This is a genomic window from Streptomyces sp. NPDC042336, assembly GCF_055581985.1.
In genome coordinates, this window is the sequence record NZ_JBVJEA010000019.1 from 68919 (window position 1) to 91239 (window position 22321).

At 70.0% G+C, this 22321-nt stretch carries 22 protein-coding genes and 1 pseudogene; 4 read left to right on the forward strand and 19 right to left on the reverse strand.

The genetic code is table 11. The features are described 5' to 3' along the window. Position 1: 1 nt before the first annotated feature. The 10 genes from fxlM to ACZ6IM_RS31310 form a co-directional block, all read right to left on the reverse strand. The gene (fxlM, locus tag ACZ6IM_RS31265) at positions 2–2092 is read right to left on the reverse strand and encodes a methyltransferase, FxLD system (RefSeq protein WP_469561077.1); all 2091 of its coding nucleotides are present in this window, start codon (positions 2090–2092) and stop codon (positions 2–4) included. Positions 2093–2110: 18 nt separating this feature from the next. After that, entirely contained in the window at positions 2111–3370 is a 1260-nt protein-coding gene (locus ACZ6IM_RS31270) for a lanthionine synthetase C family protein (RefSeq protein WP_469561079.1), read from the reverse strand. Further along, the gene (locus ACZ6IM_RS31275; RefSeq protein ID WP_469561082.1) at positions 3357–6455 is read right to left on the reverse strand and encodes a lantibiotic dehydratase; all 3099 of its coding nucleotides are present in this window, start codon (positions 6453–6455) and stop codon (positions 3357–3359) included. The genes ACZ6IM_RS31270 and ACZ6IM_RS31275 overlap by 14 nt, the downstream gene beginning before the upstream one ends. An 86-nt stretch (positions 6456–6541) precedes the next feature. Continuing rightward, on the reverse strand, positions 6542–6721 hold the full coding sequence (locus ACZ6IM_RS31280) for an FxLD family lanthipeptide (RefSeq protein ID WP_007491157.1): 180 nt from the start codon (positions 6719–6721) through the stop codon (positions 6542–6544). 37 nt (positions 6722–6758) lie between these two features. Further along, positions 6759–6890, reverse strand: a complete 132-nt coding sequence (locus tag ACZ6IM_RS31285; RefSeq protein WP_007491158.1) for an FxLD family lanthipeptide — start codon at positions 6888–6890, stop codon at positions 6759–6761. Between the two features lie 106 nt (positions 6891–6996). Further along, a complete protein-coding gene (locus tag ACZ6IM_RS31290) occupies positions 6997–7164 on the reverse strand; it encodes an FxLD family lanthipeptide (protein WP_127435970.1) in 168 nt (55 codons plus the stop codon). Positions 7165–7371: 207 nt separating this feature from the next. Continuing rightward, positions 7372–7839: a DUF6082 family protein gene (locus ACZ6IM_RS31295; RefSeq protein WP_469561086.1), complete on the reverse strand. Its 468-nt coding sequence runs from the start codon at positions 7837–7839 to the stop codon at positions 7372–7374. A gap of 74 nt (positions 7840–7913) precedes the next feature. Beyond that, positions 7914–8489, reverse strand: a complete 576-nt coding sequence (locus ACZ6IM_RS31300; protein WP_469561088.1) for a DUF6624 domain-containing protein — start codon at positions 8487–8489, stop codon at positions 7914–7916. Further along, positions 8486–9049: a hypothetical protein gene (locus tag ACZ6IM_RS31305; RefSeq protein WP_469561091.1), complete on the reverse strand. Its 564-nt coding sequence runs from the start codon at positions 9047–9049 to the stop codon at positions 8486–8488. Before ACZ6IM_RS31305 ends, ACZ6IM_RS31300 begins: the two co-directional genes overlap by 4 nt. 83 nt (positions 9050–9132) lie before the next feature. After that, on the reverse strand, positions 9133–9606 hold the full coding sequence (locus ACZ6IM_RS31310) for a LuxR C-terminal-related transcriptional regulator (RefSeq protein WP_469561093.1): 474 nt from the start codon (positions 9604–9606) through the stop codon (positions 9133–9135). Between the two features lie 247 nt (positions 9607–9853). On the opposite strand from ACZ6IM_RS31310, the gene ACZ6IM_RS31315 reads away from it, so the two are divergent. After that, positions 9854–11068, forward strand: coding sequence for an IS110 family RNA-guided transposase (locus ACZ6IM_RS31315; RefSeq protein WP_435195462.1), 1215 nt, complete (start codon positions 9854–9856; stop codon positions 11066–11068). A gap of 168 nt (positions 11069–11236) precedes the next feature. Here ACZ6IM_RS31315 and ACZ6IM_RS31320 read toward each other — a convergent pair whose 3' ends face one another. The 8 genes from ACZ6IM_RS31320 to ACZ6IM_RS31355 form a co-directional block, all read right to left on the reverse strand. Next, positions 11237–12490 (reverse strand): acyl-CoA dehydrogenase family protein, encoded by a 1254-nt coding sequence (locus ACZ6IM_RS31320; protein WP_469561097.1) that lies wholly within the window; start codon positions 12488–12490, stop codon positions 11237–11239. Positions 12491–12575: 85 nt separating this feature from the next. Next, on the reverse strand, positions 12576–13217 hold the full coding sequence (locus ACZ6IM_RS31325) for a GAF domain-containing protein (RefSeq protein ID WP_469561100.1): 642 nt from the start codon (positions 13215–13217) through the stop codon (positions 12576–12578). Beyond that, entirely contained in the window at positions 13217–13807 is a 591-nt protein-coding gene (locus tag ACZ6IM_RS31330) for a GTP-binding protein (protein WP_469561103.1), read from the reverse strand. Before ACZ6IM_RS31330 ends, ACZ6IM_RS31325 begins: the two co-directional genes overlap by 1 nt. Before the next feature lie 43 nt (positions 13808–13850). Continuing rightward, positions 13851–14258 carry a DUF742 domain-containing protein gene (locus ACZ6IM_RS31335; RefSeq protein WP_469561106.1) on the reverse strand — a complete coding sequence of 136 codons (408 nt, stop codon included), beginning with the start codon at positions 14256–14258 and terminating at the stop codon, positions 13851–13853. Continuing rightward, positions 14255–14770: a roadblock/LC7 domain-containing protein gene (locus ACZ6IM_RS31340; protein ID WP_469561109.1), complete on the reverse strand. Its 516-nt coding sequence runs from the start codon at positions 14768–14770 to the stop codon at positions 14255–14257. Before ACZ6IM_RS31340 ends, ACZ6IM_RS31335 begins: the two co-directional genes overlap by 4 nt. A gap of 61 nt (positions 14771–14831) precedes the next feature. Further along, the gene (locus tag ACZ6IM_RS31345; protein WP_469561112.1) at positions 14832–16349 is read right to left on the reverse strand and encodes a sensor histidine kinase; all 1518 of its coding nucleotides are present in this window, start codon (positions 16347–16349) and stop codon (positions 14832–14834) included. 26 nt (positions 16350–16375) lie between these two features. Continuing rightward, positions 16376–18277, reverse strand: coding sequence for a glycoside hydrolase family 15 protein (locus ACZ6IM_RS31350; RefSeq protein WP_469561115.1), 1902 nt, complete (start codon positions 18275–18277; stop codon positions 16376–16378). Between the two features lie 229 nt (positions 18278–18506). Next, the gene (locus ACZ6IM_RS31355) at positions 18507–19004 is read right to left on the reverse strand and encodes a DUF6415 family natural product biosynthesis protein (protein ID WP_469561118.1); all 498 of its coding nucleotides are present in this window, start codon (positions 19002–19004) and stop codon (positions 18507–18509) included. 189 nt (positions 19005–19193) lie between these two features. Here ACZ6IM_RS31355 and ACZ6IM_RS31360 point away from each other — a divergent pair, with 189 nt between their 5' ends. Next, the gene (locus ACZ6IM_RS31360; RefSeq protein ID WP_193458623.1) at positions 19194–20582 is read left to right on the forward strand and encodes a Tat pathway signal protein; all 1389 of its coding nucleotides are present in this window, start codon (positions 19194–19196) and stop codon (positions 20580–20582) included. Between the two features lie 72 nt (positions 20583–20654). Further along, positions 20655–21152 carry an SAM-dependent methyltransferase gene (locus ACZ6IM_RS31365; protein ID WP_193458526.1) on the forward strand — a complete coding sequence of 166 codons (498 nt, stop codon included), beginning with the start codon at positions 20655–20657 and terminating at the stop codon, positions 21150–21152. 281 nt (positions 21153–21433) lie between these two features. Here the strand turns inward: ACZ6IM_RS31365 and ACZ6IM_RS31370 are convergent, their stop codons facing one another. Then, positions 21434–21895, reverse strand: a complete 462-nt coding sequence (locus ACZ6IM_RS31370; RefSeq protein WP_359578372.1) for an ATP-binding protein — start codon at positions 21893–21895, stop codon at positions 21434–21436. Positions 21896–22053: 158 nt separating this feature from the next. Here ACZ6IM_RS31370 and ACZ6IM_RS31375 point away from each other — a divergent pair. Then, positions 22054–22233, forward strand: a pseudogene (locus ACZ6IM_RS31375) (helix-turn-helix domain-containing protein); the annotation flags it as partial. Positions 22234–22321 lie beyond the last annotated feature (88 nt).

Sequence of the window (22321 nt, forward strand, 5' to 3'; positions counted from 1 at the left end):
GTCACTGCCATTCGATGACGAGGCGGTTCAGTGGGTTGTCGAAGGTGAAGCGGCCGGGCTTCGGGGCGAGCGGGGTCGCGTCGAGTGGTTGGATTTCGAACCCGACGTCGAGCGCCCGGAAGCCCTGGTTCCAGGTGCGGACCTGGTCCGCGACGTCCGAGGCGAGGGCTTCGGCGTCAGGGCCGTGGCCGATGACGCCGAACTCGTACAGGGTGGCGCCATCGGGGGCCTTCTTCGCGTAGGGGCGCCGGGTGAGGTAGGTGAGCGTGCCACCCTCGAAGACCGCGGTCGAGGACGGGTAGGGCGCGGTGACCAGGCCCTTCTCGATGGCCTCGTTGTTGGCGGGCATCCGGCTCAGGCCGTTCGGCATGGCGCAGGCGAGCCACAGCTCCAGGTACTCCGCCGATTCCGGGCCCCGGAAGGTGACGTCCGTCCACGCCTCGGCGCGCGGCTGGCGGAAGATGTCGCGCAGGGCGTCCGCGTCGACCTTCTGGTCTCCGTTGGTCACGAGCGTGACGGTGTTGTCGGTGTCCAGGGGAACGAAGACGCGCGGGTCGTCGGCGATGCCCCTGCGCAGCGGCATGAACGTGTTCATCTGGCTGCCGACGCTGCGCCAGGCTCCGTCCTGGTTCTCGAAGGCGATCGAGCGGGAGACGCTGCCGCGCAGGCGTAGTGGCGTGAGGAGTCGTCCACCTGGGGCGAGCTGGTCGAGCCAGGCGTGCGGAACGCCGTGGGCGCCGACGGTGGCTTCGATCCGGTCGTACGGCGCGTTGGAGGCGTGGCCCACGGCTCCGTCTCCGAGGACCACTTCGACGTTGTGGATGCCGGCGGCGGCCAGCCCGCCGCGCGCTCCGTCCACGATGTCCTCGTCCACGTCGATCGTGGTGACGTGTCCCGTCTCGCCGACGAGGTAGCCGAGGAGTCCGGCGTTGAAGCCGGTGCCGGCCCCCAGCTCCAGGATCTTCTGGCCGGGCTGGACGTCGAGTTGTTCCAGCATCATGGCGACGATGTCGGGCTGGGAGGCGCAGCTGATGGAGCGGCCGGATCCGTCGAACTTCGTGTCCACGGGTGTGTTGCCGTACGCCTTTTCCAGGGGGGCGTTGGGGACGAAGAGGTGGCGGGGTACGGTCCGCATGGCCTCCTCCACCCGGGGCGTGCGCACGCACCCGGTCTCGACCAGGTGGTCGATCAGCTGGGCGCGCAGACGGTCTGCGGAGGGGGCTTCGATGGTGTCACTGTTCACCCCGTTGACCGTAGTGCTCGCCGTCCCCTCAGCTCGGGTGGACGCGGTGTTGTCGCTCGTTCCCATGACTACCTCTTTCGCGAGTGTTGACAAGGTGCGCTGGTCCTGGGCGGGGAGGCCCAGGCGGTTGAAGTGGAAGATGCCGTGGTGGGCGATCGCGGCCCGCAACCCTCGTTCCAGGCGGCCCTGACGGTTGAGGTCTGCGAGCTGCTGGCCAAGCCACTCGAACGTGGCTATCCACTCGGCCAGCGGCGCGAGTCGGCCCTGGGTGACGCTGCGGCTGGTGGTGCTGACGTCGGTGGTCATCAACCGGTGGACAGCGGCCCGGTGCCGTTGCAGGGTGCGGATGTCGTCGCCGGGGCGCTCGGCCGCGATCCTCGCCCAGACGTCGCCCTGCTCGTACCAGTCGAGACCCGCCGCGCGCATCGCCACGCTGAGCAGGAGCACCGCCAGCTCGCGGCGGCCGAGCTGGGGACCGGTGACTGCCTGCTGGCGGGCCGCCTCCTCCAGCAGGTGACGGCTGTCGTAGTGGAACAGGGTGTGGGCGATCTTCATCGCGGCGGGGCCGCCGAAGGCTGTCTCTTCCGGCTCGTAGATGCCTCGCGTCCAGGAAGCGAGGACGCCGGCGTCGACCAGCTCGTCCAGGGCAGCGTCCAGGGCCTTCGCCGTGTCCGGGCCCGCGGCCCGGTACCGCAACCGCCACCAGGGGAACTTTCGCAGGAATGACCACTGGGCCAGTTCCGACTCCTGGGCGATCAGCACTGGGAGCAGATGCTCCACGGCGGTGGCCTCCGCGCGGCTCCAGTCGGTGAACCGGATGAGGCGTTGCGGCCATTCGTCCGCTGCCATGTTTCCTCTTCTCGTCGGCTAGTTGATCAGGAAGCAGGTGTCCCACCCGGACGCGGACGGCGTTCCGGTGTGGAAGGAGTGCAGGGCGAGGGCGGTGCCGGCGGCGCCTTCGAGGAGTCCGATGTCGCCGCCGCTGGGAGGGTTGATCAGGGAGTCCGCCAGGGCGCCGGGCGTGGTGTCGGTGATTGGTGCCAGGAGCCGGGGCAGGCATTCGGTGAGGCCGGGAGTGAGGGCGTCGGTGGCAGCGAGTTGTGTGATGTGCGCCAGGCCGGCGAAGCCGTGGCACAGGGAGACGTCCACGGTCGCGTCGAGTTGTCCGGGGTCGGTCATGGCGCGCAGGAGGGCGAATTCGGCGGCGTGTTGGCGCGCCGGGTCCTTGAGGGCGAGGGCGGCGAGCTGCTGGGCGCGGGCGAATCCTGCGGTGCCGTAGCACCAGGACGGCCGGGATGGTCCGGGGCCGATCGTGCCGGAGCGTAGTTGCTCACGGGTGATCCAGTACGGCCACCACGGGCCGGCGGGGCCGTCCTGCTGCCAGTGGTCGAGCCAGGCCAGGATGCGGGTGATCGCGTCGAGGTGGCCCTCGACGGTGACGCTGCGGCGGGCTGCGAGGGAGAGCACAGCGAGGGGGCCGCCGATGCCGTGGGCGACGCCGTTATTGGCGTGCCCTTCCGGATACTCCGGGGAGATCGTGCCGGAGGGAGCTAGGGAGCTCCACCAGCCGGGCAGAACTTCCCCGTCCTGCTTGACCGGCTCGGTCAGGCGGACCAGGTAGGTCAGGATCTCGCGGACGACGTCGGTATGGACGTAGCGGTGCAGCAGGAGCCCGCCCAGCCCGCTCAGGCCGCGGATAGCGTCGAACTCCGCCAGCGCGGGCATCTCGCCGCGGTCCATGCGTGCGTGGGCGTCCGCGAGCCGGTCCCGGATCGCCTTCGTGACGTACCGGTCGAGGGTGTCCAGGGCGCGGGCGTAGCGTCCGGGGCGGTCGGCGGCGGCGTGCAGGGCGAAGGCGAGCGCGGGCGCCCCGTAGTAGAGGTGGCTGTCCGGGCCGCCGACAGCGGGTTCGGCTGCGGCGCAGGCGAGCCAGTCGTGTGCGCGCTGCCACGGACCCAGCTCGGTGCGGGCCCGCTCGATGTGCAGCAGCGCGACACCGGCCGCGCCGTGCGCGAGCGACTGCGGCCACCAGCCCTGGCGGTGATGCAGCCCCCGTACATCCTGCGGCGAGGCAAGCCGCTCGGCGATCGTGTCGGCGGCTGCCCGCGCGCTTTCACGCAGATTCATGGTGATCTCCTCGGTGAGTCCAGGCCATGGCGGCGGCGTGGGCCAGCCGTACGCACATCCGCTCGTCGTCCTTGTCGATGCCGGCGGCGCGGATGTGGTGGGCGTGCAGCAGCGAGTCGAGAACGACGTCCGGGTCGATGCCACCGAACGCGTCCAGCTTCTGCCGGTAGCGGGCCAGGGCCGCGTCGCGCTCGCTCCAGGCGCTGGCGATGGCGTCGCCGCCGGGAGCCGCGCGCAGGGCCGCCCAGCCGTCGGCCGGGTCGGCTAGGCGCAACGCCTGACCGCGCACGGTCCGGTCCATAGGGCGCGGGTCAGTGATCCGGCCGTGGGCGATCAGCCAGTTCATGCCGGCTGCGGTGCTGCCGGTGAAGGCGGCGGCGACGGAGACGAAGTTCGCTGCGGCGAGGACCTGTTGGTGCGGACGGGAGCTTTGGGCGAACTGGACGGCCAGGGCTCGGGAGTCAGCGGCGAAGACGTCCTCGGCCAGGCTCATCAGCGGCCCGGGGCCCCACCGGCCGGTCTCCGGGTAGGAGGTCGCGAACTGCATGTCGGTGAGGAGCCCGGCACGGCGCAGTCCGTTCGCCCAGGCGCTCACGCGTTGTGCGGTGAGGGCGAAGTCCTGCTCGCTGGGGACCGCGATGCGCAGGCGCAGGTGCCAGCGGGGATCGCGGTAGCGCATGTACCACCAGGTCGGCGGCTCGATCCACTGGCCGAGCAGCGCGGGCAGGTGGTCGGCAAGGATCTCGGGCTGCCGTTCGACGTGCCCGTACAGCTTGACCAGCAGCCAGGAGGCGGCGCCCGGAAGGTGACCGTGGTCGCGGGTGACGAGCTGGTCCGCGGTGACGGGAGGGACGGCCGGCCACTGCGGCGGGCGGACGGCCGTCATCGGGGCGATGATCTCGTGGGACCGTCCGTCGAACCAGCCTTCCTCGGATTCCGCTTCCGTCAAGATCACCGATTCATGAGTGTCCAGGTGGGCGCGCAGCAGCGCGAGGTGCGCGCGCTCGGAGAGGTCCAGCGGCAGAAGCTGGTCGCCCTCGGCCAGCGCGACTTCGTCCGGAACTCGGCGGCGTGCGCGCCACTCGTCGGCCGCCTTGTGCCACTCGCCCCAGGAGGCGCGGCGGTCGGGCAGCTCCGACCGGTCCAGTCGCCACCTCGCCGGAGAGAGGATCGCGCGGCCGTAGCGCACCCGCGGCAGGTACGGCAGTGCGGTAGCGGACGCCCAGGGGAAGACGGTCAGGACGGCGGTCTGGGCCCGGCTGATCTCGGTGAGGAAGCGTGCGAGCGGCGGCGTGTGGCCGCGCAGGTCCAGCGCGTGCAGCGTCATGGGGTCCAGCAGGCAGGCGCGGGAGAGGGAGACGAGGTAGAGCCTGCGGCGGTCGCAGCCCACGGCGAGGTCGTCGAGCGGGATGGTGCGCGCGTCGACCGGACGGTGCTCCGCCAGGCTGATGACGGCCGGCAGGAGTTCTGTAACGCGGGTGACGTTGGTGTCGCCCCGGTCGAGTGGGGTGAAGGAGACCTGCGTGGGCACCGCGCCGGGCGTGTAGACCGGCAGCTCTTCCAGCATGACGGCCACGCGGGCCTGATCGTCTGATGCGAGCAGCCCCAGGCTGCGGCCGATCGTGGTGCCGATCCCGCGGGACGGGGCGATGCCGTGGAGAACGAAGTCTCCACTCTCCAGGGCCTCTTGCGAAGCGGCACGGATTCGAAAGCGCAGCTCCGTGTGGGCCGGTACCTGCGGGGCGTTGCGATCTCCGACCGTCAACGTGCGGATCAGGTCCTCGTCCAGGCGGATCTCGTCGCGGCCGTCGAGGACGGCCGCTTGGGCGAGGGAGAGCAGCCGCTGTTCACGGGCGGTCAGGGCCTCACCCTGTTCAGGTTGCGCATCGCGGTATCCGACCGGGAACCCGAGGCCGACATCGGGGTCCACCAGGTCCCGGACCGGGACGAGTGAGTTGATGCCGTACCGCTCGAAGAATCGGTTGTGGAAGTCCTTCCATGCCGGAGTGCCGAAGGGATACGCGCTCAGCCGGGCCAGCACCGTGGCGGCCTGCTCCGCCTCGCGGGCAACCTGTGGGGGCAGAGTGAGGGAGCAGTCCATGCGAAGGTCCAGCGTGAACGGCTGAGCCTTGACGCTACTCAAAGCGGTCATTTTCCGACGTAAGGCGGTACGCAGGCGCCGGCCGTCCGCCGGGGCCAGTACCTGGTTGTGCCGGGCGATGGCGTCGCGGACCGTCCGCAGGTCGGCCACGAGGTCCGTGGCTGATGAGGCGGCGGCTGCTTCGGCCTGCTCGACCAGGTGGTCCAGGGCGTCGAGGGTGGCAGAGGGCGCGTGCAGGCTGCTGATGAGCACACCGCGTTCGACGAGGCTGCTGACGAGCCCTTCCACCCGGTCCGCGGGAACGTCGGGGAACTCGCTCCTCATCAGTGCGACCACCGCATGGACGGGGACGGGCAAGGCGGTGGCATCAACGGCGATACGTACGGCGCTGGTGTACCGGAGGGACACTTCGGCCGCTGGGCTGCCGTCGGTACGGCATGAACGGGGCGGGTAGGGCACGATCAGCCGATCGCCCCGTACGAAGATGGTGTTGTTGGCCATCACATGCAGGTGCCGCAGGAGTTCAGGATCTGCTTCCAGACGGGCGACCAGGTCCGCGATCCAGTCGCCGTCGGCACGGATGACGGGTCGATGCCACTCACCCCAGGACCATCCCGGTCGTTCCCCGAACGAGGCGGGCGCGATACCGGCGAACAGACCGTTCGGGGTCGCCCGGCCCGTCATACGCAGCAGGTACCGCATGACCGACACCACTGCGCGGCGCAACTGACGGGTCTCGGGACTGGCCACCGAGCACAGGGTCTGAACCTGCTGCGCGAGCAGAGGGCTGGCCTGCTCGATGGAGTCGGCGGCCTCGGACAGCGACCAGACGTCGCGCAGCCACGTCTGCCACCGCACCTCGCAGCCCGGGGTGTCGTCGGTGAGGTCCGGCCACGCGGGAAGCCGCAGCCTCGAGGAACGGGCGGCGCGCACCAGCGCAGTATCCGCGCACCGGTACAGCGGGCCGTCCTTCCGGGAACCCATGCACCCTCCCTGGTTGTGGTGTGTTGGGGTGGGTGCCAGCCCGCGCGGCGCAAGGCCGCGCGGGCTGGCAGATCAATGCGCCGAGGTCAGGCCACGTTGGTGGCGCAGGACCCCTGGCAGCTCGGCTTGCAGCCGTCGTCCGTCAGGTTGATCACCGTGGCGGAGCCGTCGCCGGACTCCAGGACGCTGATGTCCAGGTCGAACGCGTCACCGCCCGCCGTGGCGGCCGGGGACTGTGCCTGGACCTTGATCGTGTTCGCGTTCATGCGGGTTTCTCCCTACTCGTCGTGCGGTGGAAGATGATCAGGCCACGTTGGTGGCACACGGGCTGGAGCAGGTGCTGCCGCAGCCGTCGTCGGTGAGGTTGATCAGCGTGGCGGAGCCGTCGTCGGACTCCAGGACGCTGATGTCGAGGTCGAATTCGTCAATCTGCATGTGGTGATTCCTCCGTTGCCGTGCGCGGCTCCGATCGAGCCGCGAGGGACGTGCCGCGTGGGCGGCGCCGACAGGACATGGGCGTCGTGCCGGTGGTCTGGTGCGGTCAGGAGCCGCTGGAGATACAGGCGTTGCCACCGCAGGTTGAGCCGCAGCCGCCGTCGGAGGCGATACTCGCCCCGACCGTGCCACCCGATTCGATGACGCTGATGTCGAGGTCGAACGGATCCTGCGCGGCAGAGGCCGAGGCGGTCCTCATGCCCTGGTCGGTCACCCTGGGAGTCACGGGAATCCTCCTGATTGGTCCGGTGGAACACTTCGATTCGGTGTGTTGCGGTACGGCCGACCCCGGTGGGCAGCAGCTGTGTGGCCTGCGCCAGTCGGGTCCTCGCCGGCCACCTCTTCAGACACGAGAACTGCTGTCCGGAAGAGGAGTTGGGGACGGGACACGGAAGTCCGAAAGGTGAACCGAGATACGCCGTCAGGCTGCCGCGGGCTGCGCTTGAGGATGGTTTCTCGCGGCCTGGTCCAGCACCCGGGTGAAGTGCTCGGCCCGCTTGTCGCCCTCGGCCTCCTGAGCGCGGAGGTCGCCGAAGCGCTGCCAGTAGCGCCGGCAGACGTCACTGCTCATGACCATCTCGGCGTAGAACGGCAGCTGTCCGTCGCGGACGCGGCCGAGGCAGTGTCGGAGGCTGAGGGCGCAGATGAGTCGGTTGGCCGACATGAGCTGCATGTACTCCTCGGCCTTCATGTCCTCGGGCTTCCACAGCTCGGCGAGGTCGGCGTTGGTGGACACCCGGTTCAGCCAGTCGAGCTGGTTGCCCGCGAGGAGCGCCTCGTGCCGCTCGGCCTGGTGCCGTGCGTTCTGCCTGAGCCGGGCGGCTCCGACCACGGCGGTCGTGAGGGACAGGGCAACACCGGCAGCGAGGACGGCGGTAGGTAGCTTCATCGATCAACAACCCTTTCGCAGAGCGGATGTGCGGGATGAAGGCCGAATGGTGGGGACCGCGGTGTTCCGCTTGTTCACGCGGCCTCCGCGAGGACGACGCTCAGGACTTCATCGGTAGAGCCGTTAGGCATGTACCGGCTACGTTCCGTCTCCAGTGCGACAGCGATCGGCGGCAGACCGACCGTGGCCCTTCGTTTGTCGACGGATCCCGGCGCGCGCAGTGGGCACAGCTCGATGCGGTCGGAGCGCAGCAGGAGCTGGGTGCCGTACTCCTGGTTGTGCCTGCTGGTGATGAGGGCGCGGTCGTGCAGATGTGCCCAGTGCTGGACCGGGGCGTCGCCGGCCTGGACTGCCCGGCCCAGCAGGGTGGCGGCGGCGCGCTGGAATGCGGGGCCGTCGTCGCTGTGCAAAGCGATGCTCCAGGCAGCGCGGGCCGCTTCGGAGCCGACGAGGTGGTGGCCGGGCCAGTCGTATTCAGCCAGGATGCGGCGCAGCACGTTGGTGTTGGCGTGGTCGGTGTGCCGGCCCTGCCCGAGTTGGACGGCGTCGAGCTGGTTGCGCACGCGCTTGGCCCGGTGTGCGGCCGACGCCTGTGCGCGGGCGATCAGCTCGTGGGCGAGGTCGGGTCGCTGTGGCTCGATGGTTGTCACGCGGTGCTCCGATCGTCCCCTGTCAGATGAGGAGCGTGGACCTGGCAGCTGATCAGTGCGCTGAGTCCGGGGCGGTGCTCAGCGGCCAGTTCGAGGCGGGCGACCCGGTCCCCCTCCCGTCCCGGACCGGAACCCCGCACGTCCCAGCCCATGTCGGTGAGTCGACGCAGCAGGGCGGCGATGGGCTCGGCTTGGAAGGCGTGGCGGGCCAGGAGCTCGGCCCGCACGAGCGGGAGGCTCTGCCGGGCGGCGAGGTCGGAGGCCCACAGGGTGATCAGCCGGGTGATGTCGTCGGGCTGCTCGGACAGGGTGTGGACGCGTCCCAGGCGGAGGCAGGGGCCTTCGCCCCAGCTGAGGCCGGGGTCGCGCGCGGGGACCATGCAGGCGAGCAGCTTTCCGTCCTCGAACAGACCGGCCGACGTCGTGTGCGGGTCGCGGAACAGGGCCGGCACGTCGGCTTGGGCGGGCACGGGGAGACCGCGCAGGGTGAGCCATCGCTGCCGGTCCTGCACGAGAGCAGCGGCTTCCGCGCGCTCGGCGTCCGTACGTAACGTGCGCACTGCGTATACGGCGTCTGGGTACTTCGCTGCGAACGAGGTGGAAGCCGGAGGCTCCTCGTTGGCCAGGGGAGTGGGGGGCCTTCTCACTGGCTCGCTCCGCTTCGCGCTGTCGTGTCGGTCGGCAGCAGCTTCCAGCTGTGGGCCAGGATCACCAGGTGGGTGGCGTCCCGCGCGCCTGTGTCGGCGAGGAGTTGGTCGAGTGCGGCGCGCTGGTCGGCGGGGGCGAGCTTGGCGGCGACGGCGATATCGCGGGGGTCGCTGTGCTCGGCGACAGCTCGGAGCAGCAGCCGCTGCTCCGGGGTGAGGGATGGCGCTGGCCTGTCCGCCGTGGGCGGGACCACCTGCTGGGTGGTGAACAGGCGGTGCACGATCACCGGGGGCTTGCAGCGGGGCGGGCAGTGCAGGCTCTCGCGGATGTCGCGGAGGTACTGGCGGACGGTCACGGGTGACAGGACGGTCTGCGTGGCGATCTCTTGGGCCGAGAGGCCGTTCGCGAGGTGCTGGGCGACGCGCCGCAGGGTCGGCGTCAGGGGTGTGATCGGTGCGCTGGTCGTCACGGGCGGGGTCACGGTGTCCATACCTTTCTACGTGGGCTGATCGCGGTCATTCGTAAGATCGGGGCACCCAGGGATGCCGGGTGTGGCTGTCATGGTGTTGCCGCATGCGTGGCTCAGAGAGATTGGCCGTCCGGCGTCCCGCGACGACTCGACTGCTGATTGGGATGCGCGAACCGAATCGCTCGTATGGACGTGACAGCGAGGTCGTCTGCTGGGACAGCGCAGAAGAACGACGAGGGAGGGGCCGGTGCCCGAACTGTGGGCGGGGACGGACGCAGGCAAGGCCGAACATCACTGCACTGCGATCGACGCGGACGGCACGAAGGTGCTCTCGCGCCGGGTGCCGAACAGTGAGGACGAACTGCTGCAACTCCTCGGTGACGTCCTGGACCTGGCCGATGGCGACCCCGTCACCTGGGCAGTCGACCTCAACGCCGGCGGCGCCGCGCTGTGGATCGCCCTGCTGGTCAACCACGGACAGCAGCTGTTCTACATCCCCGGCCGGACCGTTCATCACGCCTCCGGCTCCTACCGCGGAGACGGCAAGAGCGATGCGAAGGACGCCTTCGTCATTGCCGACCAGGCGCGCATGCGCCGCGACCTTCAGCCGCTTCAGGAGACCAGCGAGATCGCGGTCGATCTGAAGATCCTCACTGCCCGTCGCACGGACCTGGCTGCCGACCGCACCCGGGCGATCAACCGGCTCCGGGCCCAAATCCTCGAGTACTTCCCCGCCCTGGAGAGGGCCTTCGACTACAGCGCATCCAAGGCCGCGCTCATCCTGCTGACCGGGTACCAGACCCCGGCCGCCCTGCGCCGGATCGGCCGGACCCGGCTCGCCACCTGGCTCAAGAACCACGGCGTCCGCACTCTGAACACCGCAAAGAGCGCCGCCGACGCCGCGGTCACCGCCGCCGGAGCCCAGATCACCGTCGTTCCCGGGGAGAAGACCGCCGCGAAGATGGTCCACACCCTGGCGAGGGAGGTGATGGCCCTCGACGAGGAGATCTCCGAGCTCAACGCCATCATCGAGGGCCGGTTTCGCGAGCATCCCGACGCAGAGGTGATCACCAGCATGCCCGGCGTCGGCGACATGCTCGGCGCCGAGTTCATCGCCGCGACCGGTGGAGACATGGCCGCCTTCGGCAGCCCCGACCGACTCGCCGGCGTTGCCGGACTCGCCCCGGTCCCCCGCGACTCGGGCAAGGTCAGCGGCAACCTGCGCAGGCCCAGACGCTACAGCCGCCGGCTCCTGCGGATGTTCTACCTCTCCGCTCAGGTCGCCAGCGTGCACTGCCCCCAGTCCAAGACCTTCTACCAGCGCAAACGCGCCGAGGGAAAGTCCCACAAACAGGCCGTTCTCGCACTGGCCAGACGCCGCCTGAACGTCCTCTGGGCCCTGATACGCGACCACCGGACCTTCGAGGCCGTCACGCCTCAACCTGCCGCCGCAGCGGCATGACCTAGTCACGAGGCGTCACCGCCCCGGCTTGACATCATGATTGGGAATCTCTCTCGGCTGGGTGGATGGTCACGGGGAGGGGTGCCGCCGGTCCCCGCGGGGGACGGGGGCCGGCGGCACGGGCCCGTGCGCGGCGATGGGGAGTCACGGGGTGCCGCGCACGGGGGCTCATGCGGCGGTCGGGTCGGGGCGTGCCCAGGCGGCTTCGGCGGCGAGGCGTTCGGACCACTGGATGTGGTCCTCTCCGAAGGCGGCGTCGGCCAGGCGTATGCGCTGGACTTCGCCGGTCCCGGCCGGTGGGTAGGTGTGCTGGATGTCGCGCCACAGACGCTGGAGGACGTAGTCGCGGTTGAGGGCGTGGGCGCCGTGCAGTTCCATGGCGTCCTGGGCGGACTGCATGGCCCACCGGTGGCCAAGGTATTTCGCGTTGATCAGGTCGGCGTCGCAGGGCAGGCCCTGGTCGAGAAGGTGCACAGCCTGGTAGGCGAGTATCCGCGCTGCGCGCAGGCGGGCCTCCATGCCGCCGACGCGGTCCCGCAGGACGGGCAGGTCGGACAGGGCGCCCTGGTAGCGGGGGCGGGTTTTCAGCCTGCTGGTGGTGGTGTCCACGACGGCTTCGTGGATGCCGAGGCTGACGGCGGCCAGGTTGGGGCGGCCGTAGAGGATGCTGCTGCTCTGGGCCACGGCCAGTCCCTGGCCGATCTCCCCGACCACGTTGTCTTCGGCGACGCGGACGTGATCGAGGTCGAGGCGGCCGGCGGAGAAGCCGTGCAGACCGAGGCCGGCACGGTGGTCGGAGACGGAAAGTCCGGGGCGGTCGGCTTCGACCATGAACGCGGTCAGCGCCTGGGAGGTGCTCACTCCGGCCGCGGCGGTGCGGGCGACGACGAGGTGGGCTCCAGCGAGGTGACTGTTGCCGATATGGATCTTGCTGCCGGTGATCACCCACCCGTTGCCAGCGCGTTCGGCGGTGGTCTCGATGCCGCCGATGTGTCCGCCGGCGAGCGGTTCGGTCACGGCGATCGACAGCAGCAGGGAACCGTCCGCCACCCTGGGAAGCCAGCGGCCCTTCTGCTCGTAGGTGGCGAAGTGCAGCAGAGCGCCCACGGGGATCAATGTGGCCTGCAAGATGGCCGCGGCAGCCGCCGAGACCCGCGCGATGCGGTGGACCAAGACGGTCCTGGCTACGTGTCCGGCGCCCAGCCCGCCGAAGACCGCCGGTACGGTGACGGCGAACCAGCCCCGGGCGGCCATCAGGTCGCCGACCTTGCGCTCCACCCTGCCCGGAGCGGCCTCCATCCGCGCGGCGCGCGACGCGACGTGCTCGGCCGCGAAGGCGTCCGCCTCCTGCCACAGCAGATCGTGGCGGGCGGTGAGGTAGGGACGCAGCGCCGGTGGAGGCGTGGTGGGTGTGGCGGACATGATCTCCCTCTCCCTGGATGAAGGTCGCAACGCGGAGCGGCCGGGGATCGCCTACGGCTCCCGGGTGGGGGGGTTGTGGAACGGCTTAGCGGACGGGGGCGCGGGCGATGTGGTCCATCACCCGCGCACTGGCGTTGATGACGATGTCCCGCAGACGACGTGCCTCGCTCAGGGGCCGCTTCTCCGGGTCGATCACACACACCGTGCCCAGCACCGTGCCGCTGTCGTGGATCAACGGAGCGCCGAAGTAGGAACGGATCCCGACGGCGTCGACCACCGCGTTGCCACTGAAGCGCGGGGACGCGTGCACGTCGTGCAGCGGGAGGGCCTTCCTGCGGGCCATGACCTCCGGGCACCAGCCGTGGTCCTGGCTCATGGTGCGGCCGACGATCACGAACCCGCTGTCCGCCGGCGGCTGGTGCAGCCCGACGAAAGTCTGCTCCTCCAGGAACAGGTTGACGAACCCATACAAGAACCCGGCCTGTGTGGCCATGTCGCGGGCCAGCTCGTCGAAGTCCTCGTTGGCCACCGGGGGTACGCCCAGGCGGTTGAGCAGCTCGTAACGCTGAGCCAGTTCCAGCGACTGCTGAGGTCGCTGGCTGGTGAGGGTGGTGGCGGGCGGGGCGAACGGGCCAAGGTTGGTGTCCCGCATGTCGCGCCGAGGCAAGGACCGGGCGGGCGGGGCAGTCTGCGGCGTGCGGTAGGGGTCGCTGGGGTGCTGTGACATCAGGCGTCCTGGAGGGTGGTAGAAGGGGTGTGACCAGCGCGATTGGTGGTGGCAGCGCAAGTCACGGCGTGGTCGACGAGGGCCAGCAGAACGCCGGCGACGTGATTCGTGTCGCGGGCGTCGCAGGTGACCACCGGCACGGCAGCGGGGAGTTCGAGAGCGGCGCGGACCTGCTCGGGGTGGTAGCGGTGCGCCCCGTCGAACTGGTTGACCGCGACAACGAAGGGCAGGCCGATGTCCTCGAAGAAGCTGACGGGGGTGAAGCTGCTCTCCAAGCGGCGGGTGTCGACCAGGACGACCGCGCCGACGGCGCCGCGGGAGAGGTCGTACCAGAGGTCGACGAACCGGTCCTGGCCCGGAGTGCCGAACAGGAACAGCTCCAGAGGCATCGGTGCATCGGGCAGGCTCAATCGGCCGAAGTCGAAGGCGACCGTGGTGGTCCGCTTGGACGCCAGGCCAGCCAGGCTGTCGACGTCCGCGCTCGCCTCGGTCAGGTACTCCTCCGTACTCAGCGGCGTGATCTCGCTGACGGCGCCCACTGCGGTGGTCTTGCCCGCGCCGAAACCGCCGGCGATCACGATCTTCAGCACGGTCGGCGCACCGGCCTGCGAGTGAGGCGAAACCGTGGTCGGGTCATCCGGCCTGGGGATAGGCGACGGCATCAGGCCACTTCCTCTTCAAGCCGGCGGAAACGGCTGCCAGCAGTTGGGTAGACGGACCGGACCCTGCGCCGGTATCGGGGTAGGACTGGGGCAGGGGGACGACGAGGGCGTCGGCGTCCAGGAGGTCGGAGACGAGCACTTTGACGGCGGTCACGGGCCGGCCGAGGCGACCCGCCAGCTCGACCACCGACCGCCGGCGCTCCCTGCATAGGGCGAGGATCTCCTCGCACTCCTCGGCCTGCGCCGGGCCGGGCCTTCCCTGCCCGGCCTCCAGGACGGTTTCCAGAGCGAGCAGGTGCCGCGGCTTGGTACGCCCGCGCGTCACGGCGTAGGTCCGCACGAACGCCGACTCCTCGGCCGCGCGGCCGTACGTGCTCACCGGACCTCTCCGCCCGTGCCGCCACGGACGGGGATCACCATGTACGGGGCGAACTTCTGGACCAGGCGCCCCATCTCGAAGCCGATGGTGCCCACGTCGGCGTCCCGGGTGGCGATGACAGCGAGGATCGTGTCCACCTCACCCCGTTCGGCCCCGGGGTGGTTGTCGAAGGCCGCGCTGCGCCCGGCGCTCTGGACGAAGAACAGGCAGTCGTCTCGCTCGATGATGACCTGGCCCGCCGGCCTCTTCTTCCCACGCGGACCGGTGATGTTCGCCGCGAGGGAGGCCACCCCGCTGAAGGCGGCCGACAGCTCGTCCGCCCAGTCCTTGTCGACGTCACTGTCCAGCAGCCGCAGTCCGTCGCGCGAGATCAGCACGGCGTGCGTGACACCGAGCGTCTCGGAGGCGAACTGACGCAGCAGCCAGACCATGCTGTCCCGCTGTCCGCTTGCGGTCGTCGCGGATGCGGGCATGTCGCCGGTCATGTTGTTCATCGCGGGGTGGGTGCTCATAGGGATCGCTCCAGAAGGGGGAAGGGCCAGTGGATGTGCCGGGCCACCGGGAACGGACGGGTCAGGGGGTGGGGTGTTCTGTCGAGGCGGGAGGGGGACTGGCGGTGCCGCCGGCCTGGAGGCCGTCGCGGAAGGCGGCTGCGAGCCCGGGCGTCGCCGCGGCCACGGGGGCTTGCTCCCGCTCGTGCTGTGGACGGAAAGGTTCCGTCCGGCGTGTACGCGTCGGCAGAGCGGGCGCGTCAGCCGACTGACCTGCCTCTGCGGTCGGCGCCCCAGCGGCGCCCGGGCGTGCGGCTTGACCCGCCCCCGAGGCGGCTGGAGCCGCAGCCACCTGCTGCGGCTGCCGCCCGGACGTTCGGGCTTCCTGGGGCGGCGGTGCGCCCGCATCCTCGACCGATGGCATTGCTACCAGGAGCCGTGCCGGTATGACGACCAGGGCGGTGGTGCCTCCCGTCGCGTTCTCCTGCAGGAGGACGGTCAACCCATGTGACTGGGCGATTTTCGCGGCGACCAGCAGGCCGAGCTGTCCAGCCCGGACCTGGCCGCTGACGTCGACCTCGTCCGGGGCTTTGAGCAGACAGTTCATCTGTGCCCGCGTCTGCGGGTGCATGGGGATGGCGCGGTCCTCGACCTCGATGGCCAGCCCGTGTGGTACCCGCTGCGCGCGCACCATCACCCGCGTCTCTGGATCCGAACACTCGCAGGCGTTCTCGATCAGCTCGGCCAGCAGGTGCGTCAGGTCCGGCCCCACATGGCCGGGCAGACCCAGCTCGGCACCCACGGACCCGGCCGCGACGGCCACCCGTGGATACTGCACGACCTCGGAGACAGCGCCCCGCAGGGCCGTCGTGACGGGAACGGGCCGGCGCACGCTGCGCAGGGACTGTCCGCCCAGGACCGCCGTGCTCTCGACCTGGCGGCGCATCCGCGTCACGAGGTGATCGATCTCGAAGATCTTGGCCAGCAGCTCCGGGTCGTCGGTCAGCATCTCCAGCTGGCTCAGTGCCTGGAGTGCCTTGCTGACCAGGGCGTGCTCGCGCATGGCCAGGCGGCGAAGCACTTCCAGGAGGACCACGGACTGGGACTCGTCGTGCACGCGGATCAGCGACATGATGGCCTGCGCCTGGAGGGCACTCAGCGCGTTGTCGATCCCGGCGTTCGGAGTGGGCGACTGCGCGGTGTGCGGGTCCGGCAACGCTGGACGTTTTCCGCGGCACAGCTCGTCCGCCGACCACTGCACCGACTTCTCAACGGCTGCCGCTGCCCCTGTGACCGCTGTCAGCGCTGCTGACTGGGACTCCTCCACTGCCGACTGCACGGCACTGGCGACGGTGCGTGTTCCGTGTGCCGCCACCGCGACGATCGCCGCCAGTCCGCAGACCAGGCCGGCCAGGACCCAGCCGGGGCCTACGACGGACCCCGACCGGAGAGCGAAGGCGGCGAGCAGCAGCGCGGCTAGGAGTGCCAGGGGCAGTGCCACGGCGCGACGGGCGAGGTACAGCGTGGTCGCGTCGATCAGGGGCCGCCGTCTGCGGTGGCCGGTAGCGGCCGGCCGTGCCGGGAAGGCGCTGTCAGGCATGGGAATCCTCGTCAGGGGTGGGGTGGCTATGCGTGCTGCGGCGTCAGGTCGGCGGTGGACTGGCGCGTGCTGCGGGAGGTTGAGCGGGGCGCGGGAACCGCGAGCGCGGCGTGGCGGGGGGAGGACTGCGTCGCCATCTGCTGAAGGAGCAGGGCGCTTTGGATCAGGCCCATGTGGCTGAACGCCTGCGGGAAGTTGCCGAGCTGGCGCTGCTGGACGGGGTCGTACTCCTCCGCCAGGAGCCCGAGGTCGTTGCGCAGAGCCAGGAGGCGCTCGAACAAGGCGCGGGCCTCGTCGAGGCGGCCGGTCAGGGCGAGGCCGTCGACGAGCCAGAAGTTGCACAGGAAGAAGGCGCCCTCGTCGCCGGTCAAGCCGTCCACCCCGACGTCCTCACCGCAGGTCGGATACCGGTACACGAGCCCGTCGTCCGTGGAGAGTTCACGACGCACCGCATCCACGGTGCCGATGATGCGCGGGTCATCGGGCGGCAGGAAGCCGGTGCGGGGGATGAGCAGCGTGGCAGCGTCCAGCTCCTGCGAGCCGTAGGACTGGGTGAAGGTGTTGCGCACCGGGTCGAATCCCCTGTCACAGACCTCCCGGTGGATCGCCGCCCGCAACTCGACCAGAGGGGCCACGTCCATGTGGAGCGCGCCGGCTTCGACCAGGCGGATGGTGCGGTCGACCGCCACCCAGGCCATCACCTTGGAATGGACGAAGTGCCGACGGGCCCCGCGGATCTCCCAGATGCCCTCGTCGGGCTCCCGCCAGCGCTGGACCAGGTGCTCGATGAGCCGCTGGTGCAGGACCGCGGTGTCGGCGCAGTGAGCGACTCCGCTCTGGTGCGCGAGGTACAGGGTGTCGATGACCTCGCCGTACACGTCCAGCTGTAGCTGGTCCGCAGCCCCGTTCCCGACCCGGACCGGAGCCGATCCCTCGTACCCGGGAAGCCAGGGAAGCTCCCGCTCCCGCAGGTCACGCTCCCCGGTGATCCCGTACATGATCTGCAGGTTCTCCGGGTCCCCGGCCACAGCGCGCAGCAGCCACCGCCGCCATGCCTGTGCCTCCTGCCGGTATCCGGTCCCCAGCAGCGCGGCAAGCGTCGTGGCGGCGTCGCGCAGCCAGGTGAAGCGGTAGTCCCAGTTCCGGTCGCCGCCGATCTCCTCGGGCAGCGACGTGGTCGGCGCCGCGACGATCCCGCCGCTCGGCCCGTAGGTCATGGCCTTCAGCGTGATCGAGGACCGGACCACGGCCTCGCGATAGGGCCCGTCGTAGGTGCTCTCCTGCGTCCAGTCCTGCCAGAAGGCGAGCGTCTCGGCGAGCGCGGCCTCCGGGTCAGGAACGTCCGGTGCGGGGGCGTGGGACGGGCACCAGCTGAGCACGAACGCCACGCTCTGCCCGGCGCCGATGACGAAGGCGCTGACGACCACGCCGTCCTTCTCCATCTGCGGGACGCAGGTGTCGAGCCAGAGAGCGTCCGCGCCAGCCTCCGCGACCATGCGTCCACCGACCTCGTGGATCCACGGGCTGACGCTGCCGTATCCCGGCCGAGGGCGCATGGCCGAGACCATCTCCACTTCGCCGGTCAGGCCCTCGGCGATCCGGATCACCTGTGGGGTGCCGTCGCGCGGCGGCATGAAGTCCAGGACGCGGACCGAACCCGTTGGGCCGCGCCACACCGATTCGAGGACGAGCGAGTCACCGCGGTACTGGCGCTCAGCGACCTTCTCTGAGCCCCTCCGGCCTGCGGACGAGGCCGGTGAGATCTGCCAGGAGCCGTGCTTCTGCGTGCCGAGCAGACCGGCGAAGACGGCCGGCGAGTCGAAGCGGGGCAGGCACAGCCAGTCGATCGAACCGTCATCGCAGACGTGGGCGCTGGTCTGCGTGTCGCCGATCAGGCCGTACTGCTCGATGCGCGGGAGCCGATTCATCGTGTGGATCTCCGTTAGCCCCGCAGGTTCGGGGCCGTATCGGGGCCGTCGCAGCGGCCGGGAACGGTGGGCGGTAGGTAGGTCCGTGTTCGCCAGGTAGAGAGGGAGCGTTTGCCGGGCGGTGGCAGGTGCTCGGTGGCTCGTGCAGGGTCGGCCGCCCGCTCGCCGCGAAGCATTAGCCAGGCCGTCGGCCCGAGGACCAGAGCGATGACGACGGCACCGGTCACCGTCATGTCCGCGGCACCGAAGCGGCGAAGATCAGGCAGGCCAGGGCGAGGGCGAAGACGGTGCCGCGCAGCACGTTGAGCGTTGGCCTCGGCCAACGCCGCCCGCCCTCCTTGCTGTTCGGCCCGAGGCCGCCGCGTTCCACGTAAGCCGTCAGTTCCTGGGTGGCCTTGGCGAGCCTGACTAGGTGCACCCGGCTCGACACATAACCCTCGGGGATGCTGTCGGAGCAGAGCCGCTGCGCACGCAGCAGGGCGGGAACATGCGGAGCGGTCCGTGCGCCCAACTGGGCAATGTGGCCGCGCAGAAGGCGAACGAGGTCCTCCACGTCGGCAGCGCTCTCGGGTAGTGGCGAGGCTTCGCCCAGTACCAGCGTCACCGTCTCCGACGCGGCCACCACGTGATCGCGCTCCGGCGCCGGTGCCGCGGTGACGGGCGCTTGCCGCCTGCGCTCGCCCACGAGCTGGCTGCCGTCTCGGCGAGGATCCAGCGAAAAGCGCATGCCACAACTCCTGTTCGGATCAAGCCAAAGTGAGCCGAGATCGCCTGTCGGAGGCGTCGGTCGGCGTGCGATGTGAGTGATCTGGCCGCTACGTTGAGCGAACCGCGAATCCCGTTCGAGGGGTATGCCTTGGTGGACGGGAAGGTCGCCAAAGGCGCCAAAGATCATTACGGAACCGAGGGGCAGTCCATGGCCCGTGACCGCAACGTCGCCCTTGCCGCACTCCTGCGCGAAGCAGGCTGGTCCCAGCCGCAAGCAGCTGCCGCCGTTGCCCGCGTGGCGGCGGAGTGTGGAGTGCGTGAGCTGGAGGCGATCTCCCGCTCGCACATCTCCATGTGGGTGCTCGGCACGAAGCCGAGTGGCAGAGCGCCGCATATCCTGCGTGAGACGCTGTCCCGCAGGCTTGGCCGCTGGCTCTCCCTGGCCGACCTCGGGCTGGAAGAAGAGCCGACAGGCACGACTGACACCGGATCCGACTGGAGCGTCGACCCTCTGACCGCACTGGCCGAGCTGGGAAGCGACGATCTCGACATGCACCGACGCAAGCTGCTGGCCACCGCCGCCTACTCCGCAGCCGGCTTCGCCCTGCCCACCACTTCGTGGTGGGCAGCCGCCCCCGCCGCAGCGGCGAACCGCCGACCGTCCTCCTCGCGCTCGGTGACCCGAGCCGACATCGACGACGTCCGCGACCTCACGGTCTACTACTCCGCGCGGGACCAGCAGCGAGGCGGCGCAACCGGCCGCAAAGCCCTCGCCAGCCACCTGCTCGACGAGGCGGTGCCGCTGCTCGGTGGCCGATTTCGTACAGATCAGCTCCGCCGCGACACGCACTCCGCCGTCGCAGAGATGACGTACCTCGCTGGCTGGATGGCCTTCGACGCCGGCGAACACCGCACCGCCCAGCGCTACCTCACCATCGCCGCCCGGATCGCGGCGGAGGCCGGTGACGGACCGCTCGGTGGCCACGTCCTGCGCGCCCTCGCTCACCAGGCCGTCGACCTCGGGCACCCACGCAGGGCGCTGGCCCTGGCCGACGCCTCGATGTCTCGCGACCGCTACGGCCAGGCCAGCCACCGAGAGAAGGCGCTGCTGGCGATCGTGTACGCCCGCGCGCTCGCGGCTGACGGCGACCGCTCCGGAACCCTCGCGGCTATCAGCCGCGCGGAGCGGGACCTCGCCCGCGCCGACACCACCGAGGCGCCGGCTCGCGTCGGCTTCTTCCAGGAAGCCTCCCTCGCCCACGAGACGGCCTGCGCGCTGCGCGACATAGGTCAGCCCCGCGACGCGGAGATCCACTTCAAGCGGAGTGTGGCCACGCGCCGGCGCCAGCAGTTCGCCCGCACCCACAGCGTGACGCTCGGCTACCTCGGTGCAGTCCAGGTGCAGCGGGGAAACCTCGACGAGGCGTGCGCAACCTGGAACGAAGCACTCGACGCCATGACGGGCGTCCAGTCCGGCCGGGCACGTGACGTCATCGTCCGGATCCAGAGCGATCTCTCGCCCGTCCGGCAACGCGGAGGCCGCCATGTCACCGAGCTGGATCGCCGGGCACGCGGCATGCTCCGGGCCATAGGCTGATCGCGACACGGACGTTCGATGCCCCATGGCAGCCCGCGGACCAGCATCGCCCGAGGAGAGGAACCAGTACCGGTGACGTCGTACGAGGTCGAGTCGATCGCAACGGTCGTCGGGGGACACACCCGCGTTCAGGACGACTACCAGGGTGGGGTTGAGTCGGTGATTCGACTCAACGAGGCGTACCCCCTCGAAACGCTGCGGGGAATCGACGAGTTCTCCCACCTGACGGTGACGTGGCGCTTCCACCTGGCGCAGCCCGAGGACGTGCAGCTCCACGCCCGCAGCCCCAGGGGCAACGTGCAGTGGCCAGCGACCGGAACCTTCGTCCACCGAAACCATCGGCGCCCCAACCAGTTGGCTGTCAGCTACCCGAGGCTGCTGGGCGTGGACGGCCGCGACCTTCTGGTGACCGACCTCGACGCAGTCGACGGGACGCCGGTGATTGATCTGGCCCCCTACTTTCAGGAAATGGGGCCCCGAGGTTCCATCCGCCAGCCGGCCTGGCCGAGCGAGATGCTTGCCGACTACTGGCGCGACGCAGCGGAGCGCCCGGAGGCAGGCTTGCCGTAATTCCACGACGCTGCAGCCCGTGCGGGCGTACATCGCGCCCTGTCCGCGGGGGCGCGGAAGGCAGACCAGGAAGTACGAGCGACCTCGCTGACGTCGCCCTCCCAGAAGAGGTCTCGCGCGAGGGCCGTGCCTCAACCCGAAGCTGTCATTCGATTCTTCCGAGCGCAGCGTCGCTGACGATGAACGGCCGTCGGCCTTCGCGTCGGCCCCGGGGAACGGCGGCGAGTGCCGGCACATGATGGTGGTCCTTTCGGCTCTCGTCAGAGGCAGGGAGATTGCGGCTACGCCGAGTGCAGGATCGTGACCCAAACGTCTTTGCCGTGGGCCGTGGACGAGCAGCCGTATCTGTTGCTGAGCGTCTTGATCAACATCAGGCCGCGCCCGCCCTCGTCGTTGTCGCCTGCCGAGACGGGGGCTGGGAGCCAGGGATGCGGGTCACTGACGCACAGGAAGACCCCGTCGGGGGTCCGGGTGAGGACGACCTTCACTGGAACCGAGGACTCATCCTCCTTGCGGGCGTGCTGGAAGGCGTTCGTCAGTAGCTCGGACGCAGTGAGAGTGACCCGCCAGTCGAGTTCGGTCAGGCCCCACAAACGGAGGCACGCACTGACGAGGTCACGCACGCCCGAGACGGCAGCGGCTGTCAGAGTGACGTCGATTTCGCATGCTCCGGAACGCGTCCGGACCGCAGCGCTCGTGCCGTCGGTAACGCGTTGTTGAGCCTCCATCAGGTCTGCCTTCACGGGGAGTCCCTCGTTCGACGAAATCTCTCCAACCGGCGCCGGACACGGTGTGTACTGGGGCGGCGGCCGTGAGCAACCATTGAGCCAGGCCGACAGGACCGCGTGCAGACCTTGATTCGGAAACCTCGATCTTCCGTTTCGCGAGCGAGGAACAGCCCATGCCAAGACCCGAGAAGCAACTGACTCCGGACGCGTCCCCGCGTGACTGGTTCGGTCATGAACTGCGGACCTGGCGTAAGAAGTGCGGCCCTCTCACACACGCCGATTTGGGCGCGAAAGTGCAGGTCAGCGGCTCACTCATCGAAAAGATCGAGAAGGCGACTGCTACCTGTTCGAGGGACTTGGCTGAGCGCTTGGACGAGGCCCTGCAGACCGGCGGAGTCCTCACCCGGGCGTGGGGGATGGTGTTCGGGCAAACGGAAAAAG

Coding starts and splice junctions, on each gene's coding strand:
- ACZ6IM_RS31345 (WP_469561112.1), bottom strand. CDS start 16,349: ATGCCTGACAGCGCCTTCCCGGCACGGCCGGCCGCTACCGGCCACCGC.
- ACZ6IM_RS31285 (WP_007491158.1), bottom strand. CDS start 6,890: ATGCAGATTGACGAATTCGACCTCGACATCAGCGTCCTGGAGTCCGAC.
- ACZ6IM_RS31355 (WP_469561118.1), bottom strand. CDS start 19,004: ATGCGCTTTTCGCTGGATCCTCGCCGAGACGGCAGCCAGCTCGTGGGC.
- ACZ6IM_RS31350 (WP_469561115.1), bottom strand. CDS start 18,277: ATGAATCGGCTCCCGCGCATCGAGCAGTACGGCCTGATCGGCGACACG.
- ACZ6IM_RS31275 (WP_469561082.1), bottom strand. CDS start 6,455: ATGGGTTCCCGGAAGGACGGCCCGCTGTACCGGTGCGCGGATACTGCG.
- ACZ6IM_RS31360 (WP_193458623.1), top strand. CDS start 19,194: ATGGCCCGTGACCGCAACGTCGCCCTTGCCGCACTCCTGCGCGAAGCA.
- ACZ6IM_RS31340 (WP_469561109.1), bottom strand. CDS start 14,770: ATGAGCACCCACCCCGCGATGAACAACATGACCGGCGACATGCCCGCA.
- ACZ6IM_RS31320 (WP_469561097.1), bottom strand. CDS start 12,490: ATGTCCGCCACACCCACCACGCCTCCACCGGCGCTGCGTCCCTACCTC.
- fxlM (WP_469561077.1), bottom strand. CDS start 2,092: ATGGCAGCGGACGAATGGCCGCAACGCCTCATCCGGTTCACCGACTGG.
- ACZ6IM_RS31270 (WP_469561079.1), bottom strand. CDS start 3,370: ATGAATCTGCGTGAAAGCGCGCGGGCAGCCGCCGACACGATCGCCGAG.
- ACZ6IM_RS31325 (WP_469561100.1), bottom strand. CDS start 13,217: ATGTCACAGCACCCCAGCGACCCCTACCGCACGCCGCAGACTGCCCCG.
- ACZ6IM_RS31280 (WP_007491157.1), bottom strand. CDS start 6,721: ATGAACGCGAACACGATCAAGGTCCAGGCACAGTCCCCGGCCGCCACG.
- ACZ6IM_RS31295 (WP_469561086.1), bottom strand. CDS start 7,839: ATGAAGCTACCTACCGCCGTCCTCGCTGCCGGTGTTGCCCTGTCCCTC.